Genomic DNA, 17,114 nt, shown 5'->3' on the forward strand with positions numbered 1-17,114 from the left:
TCAGTTGGGCTGTGGGGTTCGCTAGTGGGAGGTGGCGCGCTGGCGGATGGCCCAGCTGAAGGCCGTTTCCTGCGGTTCCTTGTATTCGAGGCCGATGTAGCCTTCGTAGCCGAGTTCGCGGCTGCGGGCGATCCATTCGCCGAGGGGAAGCTCGCCGGTTCCGGGAGCCCCGCGGCCGGGGTTGTCGGCGATCTGGATGTGGCCGAAGTCCTTGGCATGGTTTTCGATGACGGCTGCGACGTCGTCCCCGTTGACTGCCAGGTGGTAGAAGTCGGCGAGGAGCTTGACGTTCGTGGCGCCGGATTCTTCCTTGACGCGGGCGATCACCTTGAGGGCGTCGGCGGCCTTGAGAAGCGGGTACTTGGGGGCGCCGCTGACCGGTTCAAGGAGGACGGTGCCGCCGATGCGTGCGACGCCTTCCGCGGCACTGGCCAGGTTCTCGGCGCCGATGGCGTCCTGCTTCTCGGCCGATTCGCCGTCCACGCGGTTGCCGTAGAGCGCGTTGAATGCCTTGCAGCCCAGACGCTCGCCGATGCCTGCGACGACGTCGATGTTGTCCAGGAATTCGGAGGAGCGGGCGGGCCAGGAAACCAGGCCGCGGTCACCGCCGGGCATGTTGCCGGCGTTGAAGTTCAGGCCGGTGAGCTGAACGCCAGCGTCCTTGATGGCGTTCTCGAACTCGGTGACCTGGGCGTCTGACGGGACGGAAGTCTCAAAGGGCCACCAGAATTCGACGGCGTCAAAGCCGGCAGCCTTCGCGGCTGCGGGGCGCTCGAGCAGGGGCAGCTCCGTCAGGAGGATGGAGCAGTTCACTGTGTACGTCATCGTAGGTGTCCTTCCGGGGGAGGGCTTGGGATCTATCTTCCACTTGGCTTGTTCTCTTGGGCTAGTTCGCCTTTGTCGATTTCCGCTTTGTGGAATTTAGATTCTGCTTTATGAAAAGTTTAGGGAAGGAGGGGGTGGGAGTCAAGGGGGTGTCTTGCGGGGAGGGGGTTTGGGATACCAGGTGGCGGGGTTGGGTGGGCTGGGAGGGGGGTGGATGCGAAGTCCACTCTGGCCTCGCCGCCCGATGCGGACATCTCTCTACGTGTTCAGCCTCGATTTACACGGAGAAGCGCCACCGACCACACGGAGATTGCCCGATTCCACACTGAAATTTGGGTCTCCCAGCACTGAGTTTCCTCTTTTCTACACTGAGACGGCTTTTTCGCCCTTAGCCTTCCCGTATGGGTTTCGATTTCAAATCGGAACCACAGATGGATTGGGGGATTCGTGGAAAATCGCATCTTGATTGCTCGGGACGTCCCATCGGCAACACCCGCCCGTGGCCCGCTTGCGAGCATCCTGGGCCCCCTGCGATCAGAGCTGCGGTGTGCCCCTGCGCAAGGGGTTATTACCGGTGGCGGCGGTCTTCGGAATGGATCGAAATGCTCTATTACCTAGACGAACTCCTGACGGCTATGGACGCAACTCCGGGCCGACGCTGGTTCAACCTAGCAAGTGCGGTGCTCACCGTTGTGATATTCGGTGCACTCGCCAGAGCAGGCGTGTCGAGCTGGGTTATCGTCCCCGCGGTTTGCATCGAATTCTTATGCCATGGAGCCCTTGTTGCCGTCTGGGCCCGAAAAGACGCTTTCGATGCGTACAAACAAAGCGAACGCGCATGCGAACCCTAGTTATCCCTGTCGCCCCAGCGGTCGTAGCTAACTCCCCCAGAAAGGTTCCGAAAATGATCTTTTCATCAGCTATCCGCAGAACGGCCACTGCGCTCGTGCTCACGTGTGTCGCTGGCAGCACTATTGTCGGGCTCCTTCACGAACCGAAGACACCGCCTCTTGCCTGGACCTCCATAGCTATTGGCGCGGTTGCCCTGGTCCTAGTGCTCACGACAAGGCGAAGTCCGAAGCGCGATGCTGGTCTGTTCGCGATCAGCGGGATGGGTAGTGGCGTTTTCACGGGAGCGGCGACCGTTGGCTTCCCCGGGTCGATTCCGATATGGCTTTGGACAATCGGCGCGATCTGTCTTGGAACCATGTCTCTCGTCGTCGATGCTGAGGCCTCCGAAAACAAATCCGTCAGTAGTCTCTAGGTGCCGGCCATGGGAAGGCTATTCGTTCTCGCGCTGGGGTCGGTGGTGGTCCTGTTCGTGGAGCGCCTGATCTGGGGCCGAGAGCGGGCACCTCCGTACTTGAGCAAAGGACTCGTGTACCGCGACCCCGGTCCCGTTCCGTGCGATCGGCTCGGGGTGGAGAACATGTTCGATATTCATGTCTGACCAGAAACGCGGTCGGAATTCAAAGGCCGACCGGTAATTGAGAATGGGGAATCGAATGAAAATGGTTAGGAATGCAAGGAAGGTAGTTTCGGTAGGTGCGCTGACAGCGCTCATGGCAATTGGGGTCGCGTCGGGAGCGCAGGCCACTAGCGCATCGGGCACGGCGTATTTCGATAACGGGCAGCCGATCACGGCAAATATGTGGATTCAGCCGGTATCAAATGGCGGTTGTGGGAGTTTTTCCTCGTCGGCTGTGATGAACGTATCACCCAATTGGATTCGCAATACGACATCGTTCTATCAGTACGGTGTTGGGTCCATCAGCATCAAGGGTGTCAATGTATCGGGATCCGGAACCAGTAATCCGGCGACACTTCAGTGGACCAACAGTAACGGTGCTCGTGGATCATATCTGAGTGGCACAGTCTGCATGGGTTGGGGAGCGTTCTACTTGGGTGCGGATGTGGCGGCCACCGCTTACTATTACGGCAATTTGCGCACTGCCTCCGCGCGCGTATGACTAAGAGATCGGCACTGCAGAAATGAAAAGAAGCCTAGGTATATGCCGTCAAAAGTTGCAGAACATACGAAACGCCAAACTGTTTTCGGTGCTAATCGTGGCTATGCTTTTCCTGCCTGCCTGCAGTGCCGATCTCTCCGCACCCGCTAACGATGTGTCTGCCATACAAGGGGACTTGAAGAAGCTCGAGGGAACCAACGGCCTCATAAGGATGCCCGAGGGGGAGGGCCAAGAGCGTGGAGATCTGTACACTACGGCAGTGTACTCCGAGGACCTTGGGACCTACCTGCTGGCCGCGGACAGCGCCAACAGGACTGTCCGTGAAGCGCTCAGCGAGCAGTCCACAGTCGACCTGCCGACGCTATGGTCGGCGCTTAAGCTGATTAGGACTGCCGGCGCGGCTGTGCCTGCCGAATTACAGGAGAAATTGGCCAGTGCCTCGATGACTCCGACGCAACAGGATGTAGGCGCGGAAATCGCCGCGCTGTGGTTTTGGATCGATATCGGTAGGATGCAAGGCTGGTCCGCGATTGCTGCAAAGTCCTTTGGGGGAGAAGCGCTCGTACGGCTTGGCGCAATTGACGTCAACTCGATCGCGGAGAAGCCCTATCTTCTGTGGCGTCTCTTCGATTCCTATTCGGCTCTGCAAAAGGCGAAACCCAGTCAATTGGAACGAGCATTGAAGAACGTGGATTCCAGGAAGCTCCCTGGCGACTATGAGTCAACCCTTGACTTTCAAGCCGCTCTTGAAGTGAGAGCAACTCTTGGAAAGGATCTGGTCGTTCCAAATGACGCTAGAGAACATATCGTTAGGCTTCTGGATTCAAACCAGGTGCATGATGACGCGCTGATCGCCTCAATGCTGCGTTCCCTGGAATTGCTGAACGCTCAGACCGAGGCGCAACGACTTGTCAAGGACCGTATCGCACCCAGGGTTGACCAGACGACGGGACTTATCCGTTCATCGACTCTCGCCAAAGGCTCGGTCCACGGGACGTATCTTGCCGCAAGACTCCTCGACACTAACTTTCCAGAGGTCACGAGCGAAAGAACCAGAGACGAATTGGAACGGGTGTTGAAGGCACCTGGAACCGATCTGATCACCCAACTCAAGGCGCTTGTGGCGCTTAAGCGCTCCGGATCTTCATCCTGGGGGAGCTACGGTTCGATCATCGAGCAGGGAAGGGCAGCGCTTCCGGCTGCCGTGACATTCGCAAATCTCAGCGGGTACATCGGCCTGGTGGATGTTCTGGTGCAGCTTGAGCCTAATGCCCGGTTGGCGCGACTGGAGACGTTCGACGCAGACCCCGGGGTTGAACATCTACTTTCCGGAGCGCTAATGGCGCTCTCCAACTCCATGTACTTCTCAAACAGCGAAGAAGTGAGATCAATGTTTCCGGCCGTCCAGTCCGCTCTCCCGCAGCTCATCGGTTCATCCAGAGGAAAGGGCCTGAACTACTTTCGGGCGTTGACCGCCATGACGAATGCAAGTCGGTCCGGACTTGGATCAAACGACTTCGACAAGGCGGCCGAGGAACTGCGGATTCTGAAAGGCTGTAAAGAATTCCCGTCTCTGTATCGGATGGAACCAGACAAAGCGTCACCATGCAGCCTCTCGATTTCAGCTGCCATGATCGCGGTCCCGGGTGCCTACGATTTCGGGGAGAACAAGTGACTTCGGTACTTCGTCTTGAGAACATCACCAAGTCTTTTTCAGATGAACGCGGGACCCGACAGTTGGTCCTTTCTGGAGTCAGCCTGAACGTCCAGGCAGGTGAAATCGTCTGGCTGCGAGGTGAATCGGGTTCGGGGAAGTCAACCATCCTGAATATCTCCGGACTTCTATCGACCCCCGATGCCGGCAAAGTGTGGATCAACGGTAACGACAGAACCGATGCATCGTCCCGGACGGCTAGTCGTGTCCGCTCGAGCGAAATTGGAATGGTGTTTCAGAGCAGCAACCTTCTTCCCGAACTTACGGCGCTGGAAAATGTTCTCCTTGCCAGCAGCAAGCCCATGACACGCGCAACGATTACGGAGCAGTTGGAACGCTTCGGTCTTGCGGCGGTCGCTGACCGGCAAGCGAAGAGGCTTTCCGGCGGCCAGCAACAAAGAGTCGCGTTTTGCCGCGCACTGATCAACGAACCATCGCTGCTACTAGCGGACGAACCAAGTTCGGGTCTTGACGCGCCAAACACTGAAGCCATCCTGGACGCCATGCGAAGGGGCGCCGACGGCGGGTGCGGTGTCCTCGTCGCTTCCCATGACGAAGTCTTCCAGCATGTGGCCCACCGTCAGCTTCCGATGAAGGAGTTGCTCCTTGAACAGAAATAGAGCCTTTGCTGCGAGGTCGGTGCGGCTTTCTCTCTCGAAATTGAGGCCACTCGCGGTCCTGATGAGTCTTGGCATCGCGGTATTCATATTCGCCGACAGCATCGTTGGGGCAGGCATAAGTTCATACTCAAACAAGATCAGCACCAACTCCGCACTGAATTATGTGGAGGTGACTTCAGTCGGTCCAGACTCAGCTCGCGAGATCACTGACGACTCGTTGTCCCGGTTCGACCAAATCGATCATGTGGTGGGATCCTTCGGCTGGGCACAAATTGACCTCGCCATAGAGGACCCAGCGAACTGGCCGTCACCGAACAACCCAGGCGCGTTCATGGGTACGCCATTCATCAGCGGCATCACCCCGAAAATACTGCTCGGCGACGTCTCCGAAGACGGCCCTGGGGAAGGCCAGATCTTGCTCCCCGACAAGGGTCAGGGCCAGAAATACACCGAGCTGCTCGGCAAGGAAATGGGCTTCGTGTACACGAAGGAAATCGGCCCCGGCAAAGGCGAACCCGGTTCCATATCGCTCCGCGTCTCAGGTATCTATGACAACTCGTCGCCGGGCACAGATGGCTCGCAGGCCGCATACGTATCCAGCAAGGTACTTCAGTCAACACTCGCCAATGCCCGGCCGAATGCCAAAGCGCTCGCCTATCCTCGCGCATATGTGCGCGTTGACTCAGCGGATGAAGTGGTCAACGTGCAAAACCAAGTCCGAGCCCTCGGGTACTCCGTGAACAGCGTAGCGGGCCAAATCCGGTCCCTGTCAGGCCTCTTCGCTCTTCTTGCCCTTGTCAGCTGGGTGATCGGTGGCTTCCTGATCATCTTTTGCCTCGGCGTCGGGGTGTCCGTTGGCGGCAGTTGGATCAAGCAGCGGGCCCGCGAAGTGGGTCTCCTTAAAGCCATCGGCTGGTCGGGGGCCTCGATAGCAGGGGTTTACATGGTCGAGTTGGCTGCAGTGGGCCTCATCATTGGCGTGACGGGGGCGCTCCTGGGAACTCTTTGCTCCGTCATAGGAACGGCGGTCTTCAACGGACTGCAGCTCGACCTCCTGCCGGTGACCGCATGGGCCATGCCCAACTGGCTGCTCGTGCTCGGAGCACTCCTCTGCGTTCCTTTGTTCTTGTGCCTTGGAGCCCTCGGCCACGTCGCAAGACTCGCCCGGCTCGACGCGGATTCCTCGCTGAGGGACCTGTAGATCCCCTAGTGCCCCAGACTCCGAGCAAACCGCCCCCGACCGCGTTTTCCGCCGTCGGGGGCGGTCCGAATACTTCGGTTTGGCGCGAAGTGTCCGCGACGTATTTGCCGGTCTTGAACCAGACGAAGCACGGAGTTCCTGTCCTTGACCATAAGGACACCGAACTCGAAGCCAGGATCTCGTCCAGATCTGCCCGGAATATCTCACTGTCCACGCGCGGCAGGTGCCGGCGGCTGGCGATCAGTCGTTCTGTTTGGCGGCCGCGTCGGTGTACGGGCTGGAGCTCAGCCACCTCGTGGCCTTCGCGGGTAACGATCAGCGTTTCGCCACGAGCGACCCGCTCAAGCACTTCGTCGCCATGGTTCCTTAGCTCGCGCACCGTCACAGTTCCCACGCACCAAGTGTGTCATCGCTGATGCGGGGTTCGACAGCAAACCTCGTTGTAAACGTGTCCATTCAAGTCGGCGCCGCCACCCAGCCGACAGCTGCTACAGGTAGCCCTTCACACTGGCGCGAAGAGCGTCAGCGTGTTCGTAGATGTCTTCAAGGGAGTCGATGGGAACACGCCGCTCCTCTTTGTGTTCGTCGAAGAGTCCGATGTACTTCTGTGTTCGGTTGAAATGCAGGCGTGCTATCGGCCTGCGGTTATTGTCATCCAGAAGTACGGCGAAGTACGACTTGGCATCGCGTTGGAAGACCCTTGAGGGCTTTACGTCGCTGCATACGATCGCCCGGACAATCTGGTAGCCCTCGATTTCTTCGAGTGTGGTCTCAATACCATCGGCCTCGGCGAGGTCGGATTCAACCACCGGCTCACTCGTCACCTTCGGAAGAATTGCCGAATCGTCGATCTGCGTAAAGGTCTGAGAGCCGAGGGCTTTCTTAAGACGTTCATTGGCCTGATCGTTGAGAAACTGCTTCGATGCCTTTTTGACGAGCGAAGTGAACTGCTCGCGCACACGCTGCGTATATGGGCCGGTGTACACCCGTGTGGTCAAGAACTTGACCCACTCGTCTTCAGGCTCGCGGAACTGGGCGGCCAGTGTCCGTTTTAGCTCGCCGATGTATTTCAGTTCGCCAGCTGCGTTGATGATCGAGTCAAGATCGAAGACATCTTTTGAGAGTTTCTGGAGTTCAGGCAGGAGCGAATCATCGATGTCATTGAGATCCAGCACCAAGAACGGCTTTTCGTCCATACGGTTCGGAGCATCGAGATCAGTGAAGAACTGATACACCTCGCCATTGGTGAGTATGGCAATCCGCGCATTTGTGACTGCAAAGTAGCGGAATAGTTGGGAAGCGTGTTCGATCCTTACCGGTCCAATGGACTTCTTGCACTCGATGAGGATCTGAATCTCGCCATCCTTCACGATGGCGTAGTCGATCTTCTCGCCTTTCTTGATTCCCACATCCGCTGTGAACTCCGGCACGACCTCAAGAGGGTTGAAAACGTCGTAGCCGAGGATCGTTGAGATGAACGGCATGACGAATGCGTTCTTCGTTGCTTCCTCGGTCTGAATAGCCTCGCGCTGCTGACGCACCTTTGCGGCAAGCGCCGAGAGCCGTTCTGCGAATTCCATGTGTCCCCCTTGACCAATCCGACATTGAGCCAACCGTAGACCCGCGGCAGCAAGAGATCACGGAAGTCGGGCGTGTCTGTTTACATGCCACCTAAGCGCCCAAGCCCCTCCCCAATCTCCCGCCCGATCCGCCGCAGCAGTTCCACCGAAAGCCCAGGATCCTTCGACGAGTCCAGATCCGTGTAGTCCGTCAGCGTGTAGACACGCGAGAGCGACATCTCGGGCCACCGCTCCCGCGGCAGCAACGAGCGGCCCGCGACGGCGATGATCGGCCGGGTGCCCGAGCGGCGCGCGACGGCGGCCGGCAGCTTTCCGGCGAGGGTCTGCTCGTCGATGCTGCCCTCGCCCGTGATGACGACGTCGCAGCCGTCCTTGCGGGTGTCGAAGTCCAGGAGGTCCAGGAAGTAGTCCGCCCCGGATACTTGGGAAGCGCCAAGCAACAGGCACGCAAAGCCGATCCCGCCGGCGCTTCCGGCGCCGGGATGCTCGGCAAGGGAAGCCGCATTCTCAAACCCGCCCGAAGTGAGCACGGAGACAAAGTGCGTCAGACCGGCGTCGAGCGCTGCAACATCCGCAAGCGATCCGCCCTTCTGCGGACCGAAAACCGCCGGCGCACCGTCCGGCCCGCAGAGCGGGTTATGCACATCGCTCGCGACAATCAGCTCCACACCAATCAGCCCAGGAGGCGCATCCACAGAATGCACACGGCCAAGGTTCTGCCCGTTGCCCTCCAAAGAATGGCCGGAAGCATCGAGGAAGCGGAAGCCCAGGGCCGTGAGCATGCCCATTCCTCCGTCGGTGCTCGCGCTTCCGCCCAGCGCCAGCACGATCCGCGCCGGCCTCAACGAAAGGGCAAAGAGAACAGACTCGCCAAAGCCTCGGCTCGACGCATCAAGCGGCAAGAGCCGCCCGTCCGGCAACAGTCCCAAACCGCACGTGTTCGCCACCTCCACAACAGCAGTGACGCCGTCGAACGCGATGCTCGCCTTGACGGGTTGTCCGGTCGGCCCCGGGACCACCAAAGCGTGGCGGGCGAACCCGGAGGCGACGGCGGCATCCACGCTGCCGTCACCTCCGTCCGCCAGCGGCAGCAGCTCACACTGCACCGCTCCGGCGGAACGGAGCCCTGTTGCCAGGGCGTCCGCCACCTCGCCGGCGGTGAGGCTGCCTTTGAACTTGTCGGGCGCGATGAGGACGCCCATCGGGGCAGTTGGGTTGCTCATGTCAGATGGATTCCGAGTAGGCGGGACGGCGGTCGGCGGGCTGAAAAGGCTCGACGGCGGCAGCGGGCGCGGGAACTTCAGCCACCTGAATCGGCTCCACAAGTTCGCCCGCGAAGACGCGGCGGACACGGTCGGCGTCGAGGGTGCGGTCCCACCAGGCGATGAACAGCGTCGCGACAGCGTTGCCGGTGAAGTTTACGAGGGCACGGCATTCGGACATGAACTTGTCGATGCCGAAGATGAGCATGATGCCCGCGGCCGGGATGGTACCGATGGTGGCCAACGTTGCGGTGAGGGCGATGAAACCGCCGCCCGCGACGCCCGCAGCACCCTTGGACGTAAGCAGCATGACGGCGATGAGGCCCAACTGCTGGCCGATGCTCAGGTGCGTGTTGGTGGCCTGGGCGATATATACGGCGGCCAGGGAAAGGTAGATCGCGGCGCCGTCGAGGTTGAAGCTGTAGCCGGTAGGGACAACAAGCCCCACGGTCTCCTTCTTAACCCCTGCGTGCTCGAGTTTGCGGATCAGGCCCGGCAGTGCAGGTTCGGCGGTCGAGGTGCCCAGAATGATCAGGTATTCCTCTTTGAAGTGCCTGATCATCGTGAAAATGTTGAGCCTCAGGAAGGCCATGACGGAGCCGAGGACCACCACGACAAAGAGGATCGAAGTGACATAGAAGAGTGCGATCAGTCCGCCCATGCTGGTCAGGGAGGACACGCCGTACTTGCCGACCGCGAAGGCCATGGCGCCGAATGCACCCAGCGGCGCGGCCTTCATGATGAAGCCCAGGATCTTGAACATCACACCGGTGAGCCGCTGCACGCCGTCGAGCACGGGCGCGCCAAGCTTGCCCATCGCGTTCAACGCGATGCCGAAGACAACCGCGATGAAGATGATCTGGAGGATATCGCCCGCAATGAAGGGCTGGACGATGCTTGTGGGGATGATGTTGGTCAGGAACTGCCACCATTCCTGGTGCGCACCGGCGTCGATGAGTTTCGCGGCGGCATCAGTGGTCTTGATGGTGCCGGCCGCGGCGTTGACGCCCTCGCCCAGCCGGAAGATGTTGATCGCGACAAGGCCGAACACGAGCGCACAAATGGTGCCGAGCTGGAAGTAGGTGAGGGCCTTCAGGCCTGTCATCCCGACCTTCTTCAGGTCCGCTACGCTCGCGATCCCGCCGACGATTGTCAGGAAGACGATCGGGCCAATGAGCATCCTCATCGCATTGACGAACGTGGTCCCGATCGGTTCCATGGCGATGCCCGCGGTCGGCGCGAGCCAGCCGAGCAGGACGCCAATGAGAATGGCGGTCAGAACCCAGAAATACAGTTGCCGGTACCACGCTGTTTTGACGCGCCGGGTCTTGGGTGCCGGAGCTGCGCCGGCTTTGTTGATGTGTTCCATGATTCCTACCTCATTGTGGAATGTCTGTGGAGAAAGTTGGAGGGACCTCCGCGGGACGTACGACGGCGGCCGGCCAGCCGCCGTCGTACGTCACTCATCGAAGGCTGGCGCTAAGCGGCGTCCCGAGGGTCCCAACGCGAGCTCGCGAGTGTTGGGGAGGGACCTCCGCGGCCTTGATGATCGCTTCGGTGACGTCGTCCGTGGTGGCTTCGCCGCCGACGTCGCGCGTCAAGAATCCGGCGGCTGTGGTCTGTTCGATGGCCGCCTCGACCAGGCGCGCTTCTTCGCGCAGGCCGAAGTGGTCCAGCATCAACGCGGCGCTGGCGATGGCCCCGATGGGGTTGCTGATGCCCTTGCCTGCGATGTCCGGTGCGGAACCGTGGACCGGCTCAAACATCGACGGGAAGCGGCGCTCCGGGTTCAGGTTGGCGCTCGCGGCGAGGCCAAGGCTGCCGGCGAGTGCCGAGCCGAGGTCCGAGAGGATGTCGGCGTTCAGGTTGGACGCGACCACCACCGACAATTCCTCCGGGTGGAGGATGAACTTGGCGCTCATGGCGTCAACCAGGACGCTCTCGGTCCGGACGTCAGGGTAGTCGAGGGCGACGCGGTTGAAGGTTTCGTCCCAGAGGACCATGCCGTACTGCTGGGCGTTCGACTTGGTGACGGACGAGACCTTCTTGACCGTGCGGGTCCGTGCGAGATCGAACGCGAAACGCATGATGCGCTCGCAGCCCTTCTCCGTGAACAGCGCGGTTTGCAGCGCAACTTCGTTGCCCGGGCCGCGACCGCTCAGGTTGCGTCCGCCAAGTCCGGCGTATTCGCCTTCGCTGTTTTCGCGGACAACGATCCAGTCGAGCTCGGTGTTGTCAGCCTTGCGGAGCGGGGACTCGATGCCGGGGAGGAACTTGACCGGGCGGATGTTGGCCCACTGGTCGAAGTTCTGGGTGATGTTCAGGCGTAGGCCCCAGAGGCTGATGTGGTCCGGGACGTTTTCCCAGCCGACGGCTCCGAAGTAGATGGCGTCGAAGTCCTTGAGGGCGTCCAGGCCCTTGGGGTCCATCATCTGGCCGGTCTTCTCGTAGTAGCCGCAGCCCCACGGGAATTCGGTCCATTCAAAGGCGAACTTGCCGTTGGAGTTTGCGGCCAGGGCGTCCAGGACGCGGCGGCCTGCGGAGACAACTTCCTTTCCGACGCCGTCTGCGGGGATTGATGCGATGCTGAATTTCTGGGTGGCGCTCATGCCTACCTCCTCGTTGAGTTTGTTAGCAGAGTCACACTGCCTTCCTCTTCAAGTAGACGGGCGGCGGGTAGGTGGCGTCCAAGACTTAGTTTCGATACGGCTGATAGGTAGCGCCTATCTTTTCTTTGCAGTCGAGCGCGCTAATCTTCGGTGTGCTCCGCAGCGACCTGCAAGAACGCCTTGGCCGCGGGAGTGAGGTTGTCCTTGCGGCTGAGCACCGCGACGTCCAGGTGGCTCACTGGTTCGATGAGCATTGTGCGCAGGCCGGCTTTGTGCGCGGTAGGAGCCCACGACGACGGCATCACCGCGTGCCCGACGCCCGCCAAAACGAGGGGCAAGATGGAGGTCCGGTGGGCGACTTCGACGACGATCTCCACCTGTACGCCGTGCGCCAGCGCATCATCCACGAGCCAACGCATAAGGGAGCCTCGCTGGCTCGCAATGATGCGCTGTCCCCCGAGATCCTCACGTTGGATGGCCGATTGCTCGGCGCCGAAGGTGTCGGCCTGCGGGTTGACGATCAGGATGAGCGGTTGTTTTTCGAGTTCGAGGACCTCGACGCCGGGGACCAAGATGGGCGTAGGCGAGCCGGCCAGCCCGATTTCGGAGCTGCCGTTCCGGACCGATTCGATCACTTCTTCGGGCGTGAAGGCAGCACTGACGTTGAGCCGGACCGCCGGGTACGCCTTGGTGAAGGCGGCGATCATAGACGTCAGCGGCTCGATGCCCGGCGAAGGCATAGTGATGATGTCGAGCCGGCCGCTCCTGATGCCTCGGAGTGACTGAACAGCTGATTGTGCGGCGTCGAGGTCCCGCATGACGAGTCTGGCCGGCCCGACCAATTCCTTGCCGGCTTCGCTGAGGACCGCCCTGCGGCCGATGCGGTGGAACAGCGGAACGCCGACTTCCTTCTCGAGGCTCGCGATGGTTTGGGAAAGCGACGGTTGTGCGATCAGCAAATGCTCGGCGGCGCGGTTGAACCCGTCATGGTCGACGACGGCGAGGAAGTACTTTAGTTTTCGTGTGTCCATGATGGGGCTCCTCTGGCTGGACTTCCGAATCGATCGATAGCCTACGCCTATCAGTGGCCCTGGCGACGGCCGGGCTGTCTGGTGTCCTTCGCTGGCCCGCCCCAAAAAAACCGGGCCCCTTCTCAAGATTTTTCGCCCGGGCGTGGTTCTCGGGCCTAATAATGTCGTAGGTCCCTGCGAGGCTCTTCTTATGGCCGGCACTCGGGGAAAACAGCTGATCGGGACGGGCGCGCCGTCGGGCAGCGCGGGTCCTCATGTTGCTGCCGTGCCGGGCGTCCGGATGCGGGACCTGATCTACGCCGTGAGATCGCTTCGCCCGGCCGCTGCCTTTGCGCCGGTCGGCGGCACCGAACTGGCCGACCCCGCAGAACTGATCGACCAGCTGCGTGCCCTGGAGGATTTGAAGTCCGCGGCCGCCGCTGCCCAAGCCCGGATCACGGTCGCGTTCGATGCCGCCCAGCGCAGCGCCGACGCGGCGGCAGGTGTTCCGGCCGACGAACGCGGCCTCGGCGTCGCGGCGCAGATCGCCCTTGCCCGGCGGGAGTCGCCCGCCCGCGGATCCCGGCTCTCCGGACTGGCGAAGGCGCTCGTCACCGAAATGCCGCGCACCCTCGCCGCCCTGGACACCGGCCGGCTCAACGAATGGCGCTCGACGCTGTTGGTGAAGGAAACGGCCTGCCTGTCCGACGAGGACCGGCGCGCCGTGGACGAGGAACTGGCCGCCGACACAGGGACCTTCGACGGCGCCGGAGACAAGGCCATCATCGCCGCGGCGCGGGCCGCGGCCTACCGGCGCGACCCCCGCTCCGTCACGCAACGCTCGGCCCGTGCCGCCGAGGAACGTCACGTGTCCCTGCGCCCGGCCCCGGACACCATGACCTACCTGACCGCCCTGCTTCCCGTCGCCCAAGGCGTGGCCGTGCACGCGGCCCTGACCCGGCACGCCGACACCCTGCGCTCAACCGGGGACACCCGGACCCGGGGGCAGATCATGGCCGACGCGCTCGTCGAACGCACCACCGGCACCCCCGGCGGGATCAGCGGGGTTGAGGTCCAGCTCGTCATGACCGACCGCACCCTGTTCCAAGGCGAGAGCGAACCGGCCCGGCTCCCCGGCTACGGCATCGTGCCCGCTGGTTGGGCGAGGACACTACTCAGCACCACCGGCAACACCAAGGATGGCCGGTCCGGCCAGGACCACGCCGAAGAGACGCACGACTTCACGGTCTGGCTCCGTCGCCTGTTCACGGCCCCCGGAACCGGTGAACTCGTCGCCGTCGATTCCCGGTCCCGGTTTTTCCCGCCCGGGCTGCGGCGCTTCATCCAGGCCCGCGACGACACCTGCCGGACACCCTACTGCGACGCACCGATCCGCCACTTCGACCACATCATCCCCTGGCACGACGACGGCCCCACCAGCCTGAACAACGGGGCGGGCCTGTGCGAGGCATGCAACCACACCAAAGAACTCAACGGCTGGACAGCACAAACCAGACCAGCAAAAACCAGGACAGCAAGAACCAGCCCCGGCGGGCGGCATGTCCTCGAAATCCGCACCCCCACCGGACATACCTACCGATCCACAGCACCACCCCTGCCAGGAACGCGTTTGAACGGAGACCCGCCCGTCATGGCGGCACACTATTTCGGGGACCTGTTTCGTGGGCGCCACCAACGAGAACTCCGCCAACCAGCCTAGGCAAACAAACCCGGCAGAAGGATCGTAGGGTCTTGTTGGAACAGCCTCAGCTGATCAAGCAGGTACATCGCGACTATTTCGACGCCGGCGCCGAAATCGCCATCGCGTCGAGCTACCAGGCCACGCCCCAAGGATTTGCCGGGCGCGGCATTGCCGAGGCGGAAGCCTTGGAGCTGGTGGCCTTAAGCGTTCGCTTGGCGGACGAGGCCCGGAGCGAGCACTTGGCGGAAAACCCGGATGCGGCGCCCTTGCTGATTGCCGGATCTGTCGGCCCTTATGGAGCGTATCTCGCGGACGGTTCCGAGTATCGGGGCGACTACGTCCTCACCCAGCGCGAGTTCAAGGAGTTCCATCGGCCGCGGATGGGGGCGCTTGTGGAGGCCCGGGTGGACCTGCTGGCCTGTGAGACGCTGCCTTCCTTCGCGGAGGCTGAGGCCCTTCTGGCGCTCGTGCCGGACGACGCCGCGGGATATCGCTGCTGTGGCAATGTCGATGAAGCGCTAGCGCACAGATCCACTCAGAACGCTGGACCTCCCGTTTCGCCCAGTGGGTACTCGCGTTGGAGTTGGGCAACCTTGGGATCGTCCTCGTCAGCCCCGTAGTCCGAGTTCCGGGTGATGTCCTTCCCGTCGGGGAGCTTCATCGCGCGGAAGACCAGCGATAGGACGGCAGCAACAATGAGGTTGATGGCAAACGCGACGACCGCGATGTAGACCTGCACATTGGTGCCCGGGATGGCGGCGATGGAGCCGCCGAAGTTGGCCTTCGTCACGGGGTTGACCACGTTGTATGCCGCGACGGTGCCGTAGATGATCCCGGCGACCCACCCTGCGAACAGCGCCCAGCGGTGGAACCATCGGGTGTAGAGCCCAGCCACGATCGCCGGGAAGGTCTGCAGGATCCATATACCGCCGAGGAGCTGCATATTGATGGCGGCGGACTGGTCCATGGCGATGACGAAGATCAGCGCCCCGAACTTCACCACGAGCGAGGCGATCTTGGAGACCTTCGCTTCCTGCCGCGGGTCGGCGTCGGGCCGGATCAGGTCGCGGTAAATATTGCGGGTGAACAGGTTGGCGGCAGCGATCGACATGATGGCCGCCGGGACCAAGGCGCCGATGGCGATAGCCGCCAAAGCGATCCCTGCAAACCACGAGGGGAAGTTGTCCAGGAACAGCTGCGGAACTACAAGCTGTGGATTGACGGCACCGTTCAGGTCAATCGGCTTGGTGCCCGCAGAGATGGCCGCGTAACCCAGGAGGGCAAGGAATCCCAGCATGAGCGAATACAGCGGAAGGACCGCGGCGTTCTTGCGGATGGTGTTCCTGCTCTTCGTCGCCAGGACTCCAGTGACCGAGTGCGGGTACATGAACAGCGCCATGGCCGAGCCAAGGGCCAGCGTCCAGTATGCCGAGTAACTGGCGGCACCCGGGATGAAGACGCCGGCGGGTTTGCCCGTGGCCGGGCTGACGGCGTCGAGTTTCGTCTGGGCTGCACCGAAGATGTTGTCCCAGCCCCCGAACTTGATCGGCAGGTAGATCACAGCGACGATGACCGCGAGGTAGATCAGCAGGTCCTTCACGACGGCGATGAGCGCCGGCGCCCGAAGGCCCGAGGTGTAGGTGTAGGCGGCCAAGACCACGAATGCGATGATCAACGGTAAGTCAGTCAGCAGCACATTCTCCGCGCTTCCGAGGCCCAGCACGGTGAGCACCGCCTTGATGCCGACCAGTTGCAGCGCGATATAGGGCATGGTCGCAACGATGCCCGTGAGGGCCACAGCAACCGTCAGCGCCCTGCTGCCATAGCGCCCGCCAACGAAGTCCGCCGGCGTGACGAAGCCGTGCCGGTGCGAGACCGACCACAAACGGCTCATCAACAGGAAGACGATCGGGTAGAGCACGATCGTGTACGGCACCGCGAAGAAACCACTCACGGCGCCGGTGGCCCACATCGCGGCCGGCACAGCCACGAAGGTGTAAGCCGTGTAGAGGTCCCCGCCCAGGAGGAACCACGTGACCCAGGTTCCGAAACCGCGGCCACCGAGGCCCCACTCATCGAGACTGTGCAGGCCCGTTTCCTTGCCCGCGCGCCAACGCGCCGCGAAGAAGCCCAGCACCGCCACCAGGATAAAGAGCACGACGACGACGGTGAGCGCGACGCCGTTGACGGGCCGATCCCCCGTGGTCGCCAGAGGGACGGCGAGCCCGCTCATTGTTCTTCCTCCCGAGTGCGTGCGCCCCGCGCGACCTCGCGGCGGCGACGGTCTTCCTTGGTTACCAGCCGGTAGGAGACGCCCACCATGGCCGCGGTGATCGGAACCCAGAGCATTTGGTACCAGTAAAAGAACGGCATACCTGCGAGCCGCGGCTGGTCAATCGAATACGCCGGGACGAACAGCGGAACCAGAATGGAGATGGCCAGCAGGATTCCGGCCGCAATATACGGACCGGGCCTTGCGGGCCCCCGGGTTGGCACATCGGGAGTTGACATGGACGCCTCCTCGTAGAGACGGCCCCCGGAGCGGGATGGGCTTCCCGGGACGTGCCGGTGGCCTGGCGGACCATATTTGTACCGGTCCATCAACAGAATAGATTCTGGAC

The 17,114-nt window shown here is 61.8% G+C and carries 13 protein-coding genes and 2 pseudogenes; 6 read left to right on the top strand and 9 right to left on the bottom strand.

The window, feature by feature from the left end; translation table 11 throughout:
* Positions 1-21: 21 nt before the first annotated feature.
* The gene (locus tag VLA65_RS14840) at positions 22-825 is read right to left on the bottom strand and encodes a hydroxypyruvate isomerase family protein (protein ID WP_284752973.1); all 804 of its coding nucleotides are present in this window, start codon (positions 823-825) and stop codon (positions 22-24) included.
* Between the two features lie 1,273 nt (positions 826-2,098).
* Here VLA65_RS14840 and VLA65_RS14845 point away from each other — a divergent pair.
* The 4 genes from VLA65_RS14845 to VLA65_RS14860 all read left to right on the top strand — a co-directional run bounded on the left by VLA65_RS14845 (position 2,099) and on the right by VLA65_RS14860 (position 6,330).
* A complete protein-coding gene (locus VLA65_RS14845) occupies positions 2,099-2,275 on the top strand; it encodes a hypothetical protein (protein WP_306961992.1) in 177 nt (58 codons plus the stop codon).
* Between the two features lie 695 nt (positions 2,276-2,970).
* A complete protein-coding gene (locus VLA65_RS14850) occupies positions 2,971-4,470 on the top strand; it encodes a hypothetical protein (RefSeq protein ID WP_332602953.1) in 1,500 nt (499 codons plus the stop codon).
* Positions 4,401-5,129: an ABC transporter ATP-binding protein gene (locus tag VLA65_RS14855; protein WP_284991933.1), complete on the top strand. Its 729-nt coding sequence runs from the start codon at positions 4,401-4,403 to the stop codon at positions 5,127-5,129. The genes VLA65_RS14850 and VLA65_RS14855 overlap by 70 nt, the downstream gene beginning before the upstream one ends.
* Positions 5,130-5,460: 331 nt before the next feature.
* Positions 5,461-6,330, top strand: coding sequence for an ABC transporter permease (locus tag VLA65_RS14860; protein WP_332602954.1), 870 nt, complete (start codon positions 5,461-5,463; stop codon positions 6,328-6,330).
* Between the two features lie 289 nt (positions 6,331-6,619).
* On the opposite strand, the pseudogene VLA65_RS14865 reads toward VLA65_RS14860, so the two are convergent.
* The 6 genes and pseudogenes from VLA65_RS14865 to VLA65_RS14890 form a co-directional block, all read right to left on the bottom strand.
* Positions 6,620-6,724 (bottom strand): annotated as a pseudogene (locus VLA65_RS14865) (type II toxin-antitoxin system Phd/YefM family antitoxin); the annotation flags it as partial.
* Between the two features lie 94 nt (positions 6,725-6,818).
* On the bottom strand, positions 6,819-7,910 hold the full coding sequence (locus VLA65_RS14870) for a type I restriction endonuclease (RefSeq protein ID WP_307053944.1): 1,092 nt from the start codon (positions 7,908-7,910) through the stop codon (positions 6,819-6,821).
* Positions 7,911-7,990: 80 nt separating this feature from the next.
* Positions 7,991-9,133 (bottom strand): glycerate kinase, encoded by a 1,143-nt coding sequence (locus VLA65_RS14875; protein ID WP_332602955.1) that lies wholly within the window; start codon positions 9,131-9,133, stop codon positions 7,991-7,993.
* Position 9,134: 1 nt separating this feature from the next.
* A complete protein-coding gene (gene dctA, locus VLA65_RS14880) occupies positions 9,135-10,541 on the bottom strand; it encodes a C4-dicarboxylate transporter DctA (RefSeq protein ID WP_332602956.1) in 1,407 nt (468 codons plus the stop codon).
* Between the two features lie 94 nt (positions 10,542-10,635).
* Complete coding sequence (locus VLA65_RS14885) at positions 10,636-11,781, bottom strand: tartrate dehydrogenase (RefSeq protein ID WP_332602957.1); 1,146 nt, start codon at positions 11,779-11,781, stop codon at positions 10,636-10,638.
* 140 nt (positions 11,782-11,921) lie between these two features.
* Positions 11,922-12,812 carry a LysR family transcriptional regulator gene (locus VLA65_RS14890; protein ID WP_306961977.1) on the bottom strand — a complete coding sequence of 297 codons (891 nt, stop codon included), beginning with the start codon at positions 12,810-12,812 and terminating at the stop codon, positions 11,922-11,924.
* 190 nt (positions 12,813-13,002) lie between these two features.
* Between VLA65_RS14890 and VLA65_RS14895 the strand changes: the two genes are divergently transcribed.
* Together VLA65_RS14895 and VLA65_RS14900 are read left to right on the top strand one after the other, a co-directional pair.
* The gene (locus VLA65_RS14895) at positions 13,003-14,511 is read left to right on the top strand and encodes an HNH endonuclease (protein WP_332602958.1); all 1,509 of its coding nucleotides are present in this window, start codon (positions 13,003-13,005) and stop codon (positions 14,509-14,511) included.
* A gap of 26 nt (positions 14,512-14,537) precedes the next feature.
* A pseudogene (locus VLA65_RS14900) lies at positions 14,538-14,969 on the top strand (homocysteine S-methyltransferase family protein); the annotation flags it as partial.
* 59 nt (positions 14,970-15,028) lie between these two features.
* On the opposite strand, the gene mctP reads toward VLA65_RS14900, so the two are convergent.
* Together mctP and VLA65_RS14910 are read right to left on the bottom strand one after the other, a co-directional pair.
* A complete protein-coding gene (mctP, locus tag VLA65_RS14905; RefSeq protein ID WP_332602959.1) occupies positions 15,029-16,726 on the bottom strand; it encodes a monocarboxylate uptake permease MctP in 1,698 nt (565 codons plus the stop codon).
* Positions 16,723-17,004, bottom strand: coding sequence for a DUF3311 domain-containing protein (locus tag VLA65_RS14910; protein WP_284992064.1), 282 nt, complete (start codon positions 17,002-17,004; stop codon positions 16,723-16,725). The genes mctP and VLA65_RS14910 overlap by 4 nt, the downstream gene beginning before the upstream one ends.
* Positions 17,005-17,114: the final 110 nt, after the last annotated feature.

It is taken from the genome of Arthrobacter sp. S2(2024) (assembly GCF_036662515.1).
Lineage (GTDB): Bacteria > Actinomycetota > Actinomycetes > Actinomycetales > Micrococcaceae > Arthrobacter.

What these genes read in the sequence shown, in the direction of transcription:
- VLA65_RS14855 (WP_284991933.1), top strand. Translation starts at nt 4,401, where the DNA reads ATGCAGCCTCTCGATTTCAGCTGCCATGATCGCGGTCCCGGGTGCCTA.
- VLA65_RS14870 (WP_307053944.1), bottom strand. Translation starts at nt 7,910, where the DNA reads ATGGAATTCGCAGAACGGCTCTCGGCGCTTGCCGCAAAGGTGCGTCAG.
- mctP (WP_332602959.1), bottom strand. Translation starts at nt 16,726, where the DNA reads ATGAGCGGGCTCGCCGTCCCTCTGGCGACCACGGGGGATCGGCCCGTC.
- VLA65_RS14895 (WP_332602958.1), top strand. Translation starts at nt 13,003, where the DNA reads ATGGCCGGCACTCGGGGAAAACAGCTGATCGGGACGGGCGCGCCGTCG.
- VLA65_RS14875 (WP_332602955.1), bottom strand. Translation starts at nt 9,133, where the DNA reads ATGAGCAACCCAACTGCCCCGATGGGCGTCCTCATCGCGCCCGACAAG.
- VLA65_RS14890 (WP_306961977.1), bottom strand. Translation starts at nt 12,812, where the DNA reads ATGGACACACGAAAACTAAAGTACTTCCTCGCCGTCGTCGACCATGAC.
- VLA65_RS14845 (WP_306961992.1), top strand. Translation starts at nt 2,099, where the DNA reads ATGGGAAGGCTATTCGTTCTCGCGCTGGGGTCGGTGGTGGTCCTGTTC.
- VLA65_RS14910 (WP_284992064.1), bottom strand. Translation starts at nt 17,004, where the DNA reads ATGTCAACTCCCGATGTGCCAACCCGGGGGCCCGCAAGGCCCGGTCCG.
- dctA (WP_332602956.1), bottom strand. Translation starts at nt 10,541, where the DNA reads ATGGAACACATCAACAAAGCCGGCGCAGCTCCGGCACCCAAGACCCGG.
- VLA65_RS14860 (WP_332602954.1), top strand. Translation starts at nt 5,461, where the DNA reads ATGGGTACGCCATTCATCAGCGGCATCACCCCGAAAATACTGCTCGGC.
- VLA65_RS14840 (WP_284752973.1), bottom strand. Translation starts at nt 825, where the DNA reads ATGACGTACACAGTGAACTGCTCCATCCTCCTGACGGAGCTGCCCCTG.
- VLA65_RS14885 (WP_332602957.1), bottom strand. Translation starts at nt 11,781, where the DNA reads ATGAGCGCCACCCAGAAATTCAGCATCGCATCAATCCCCGCAGACGGC.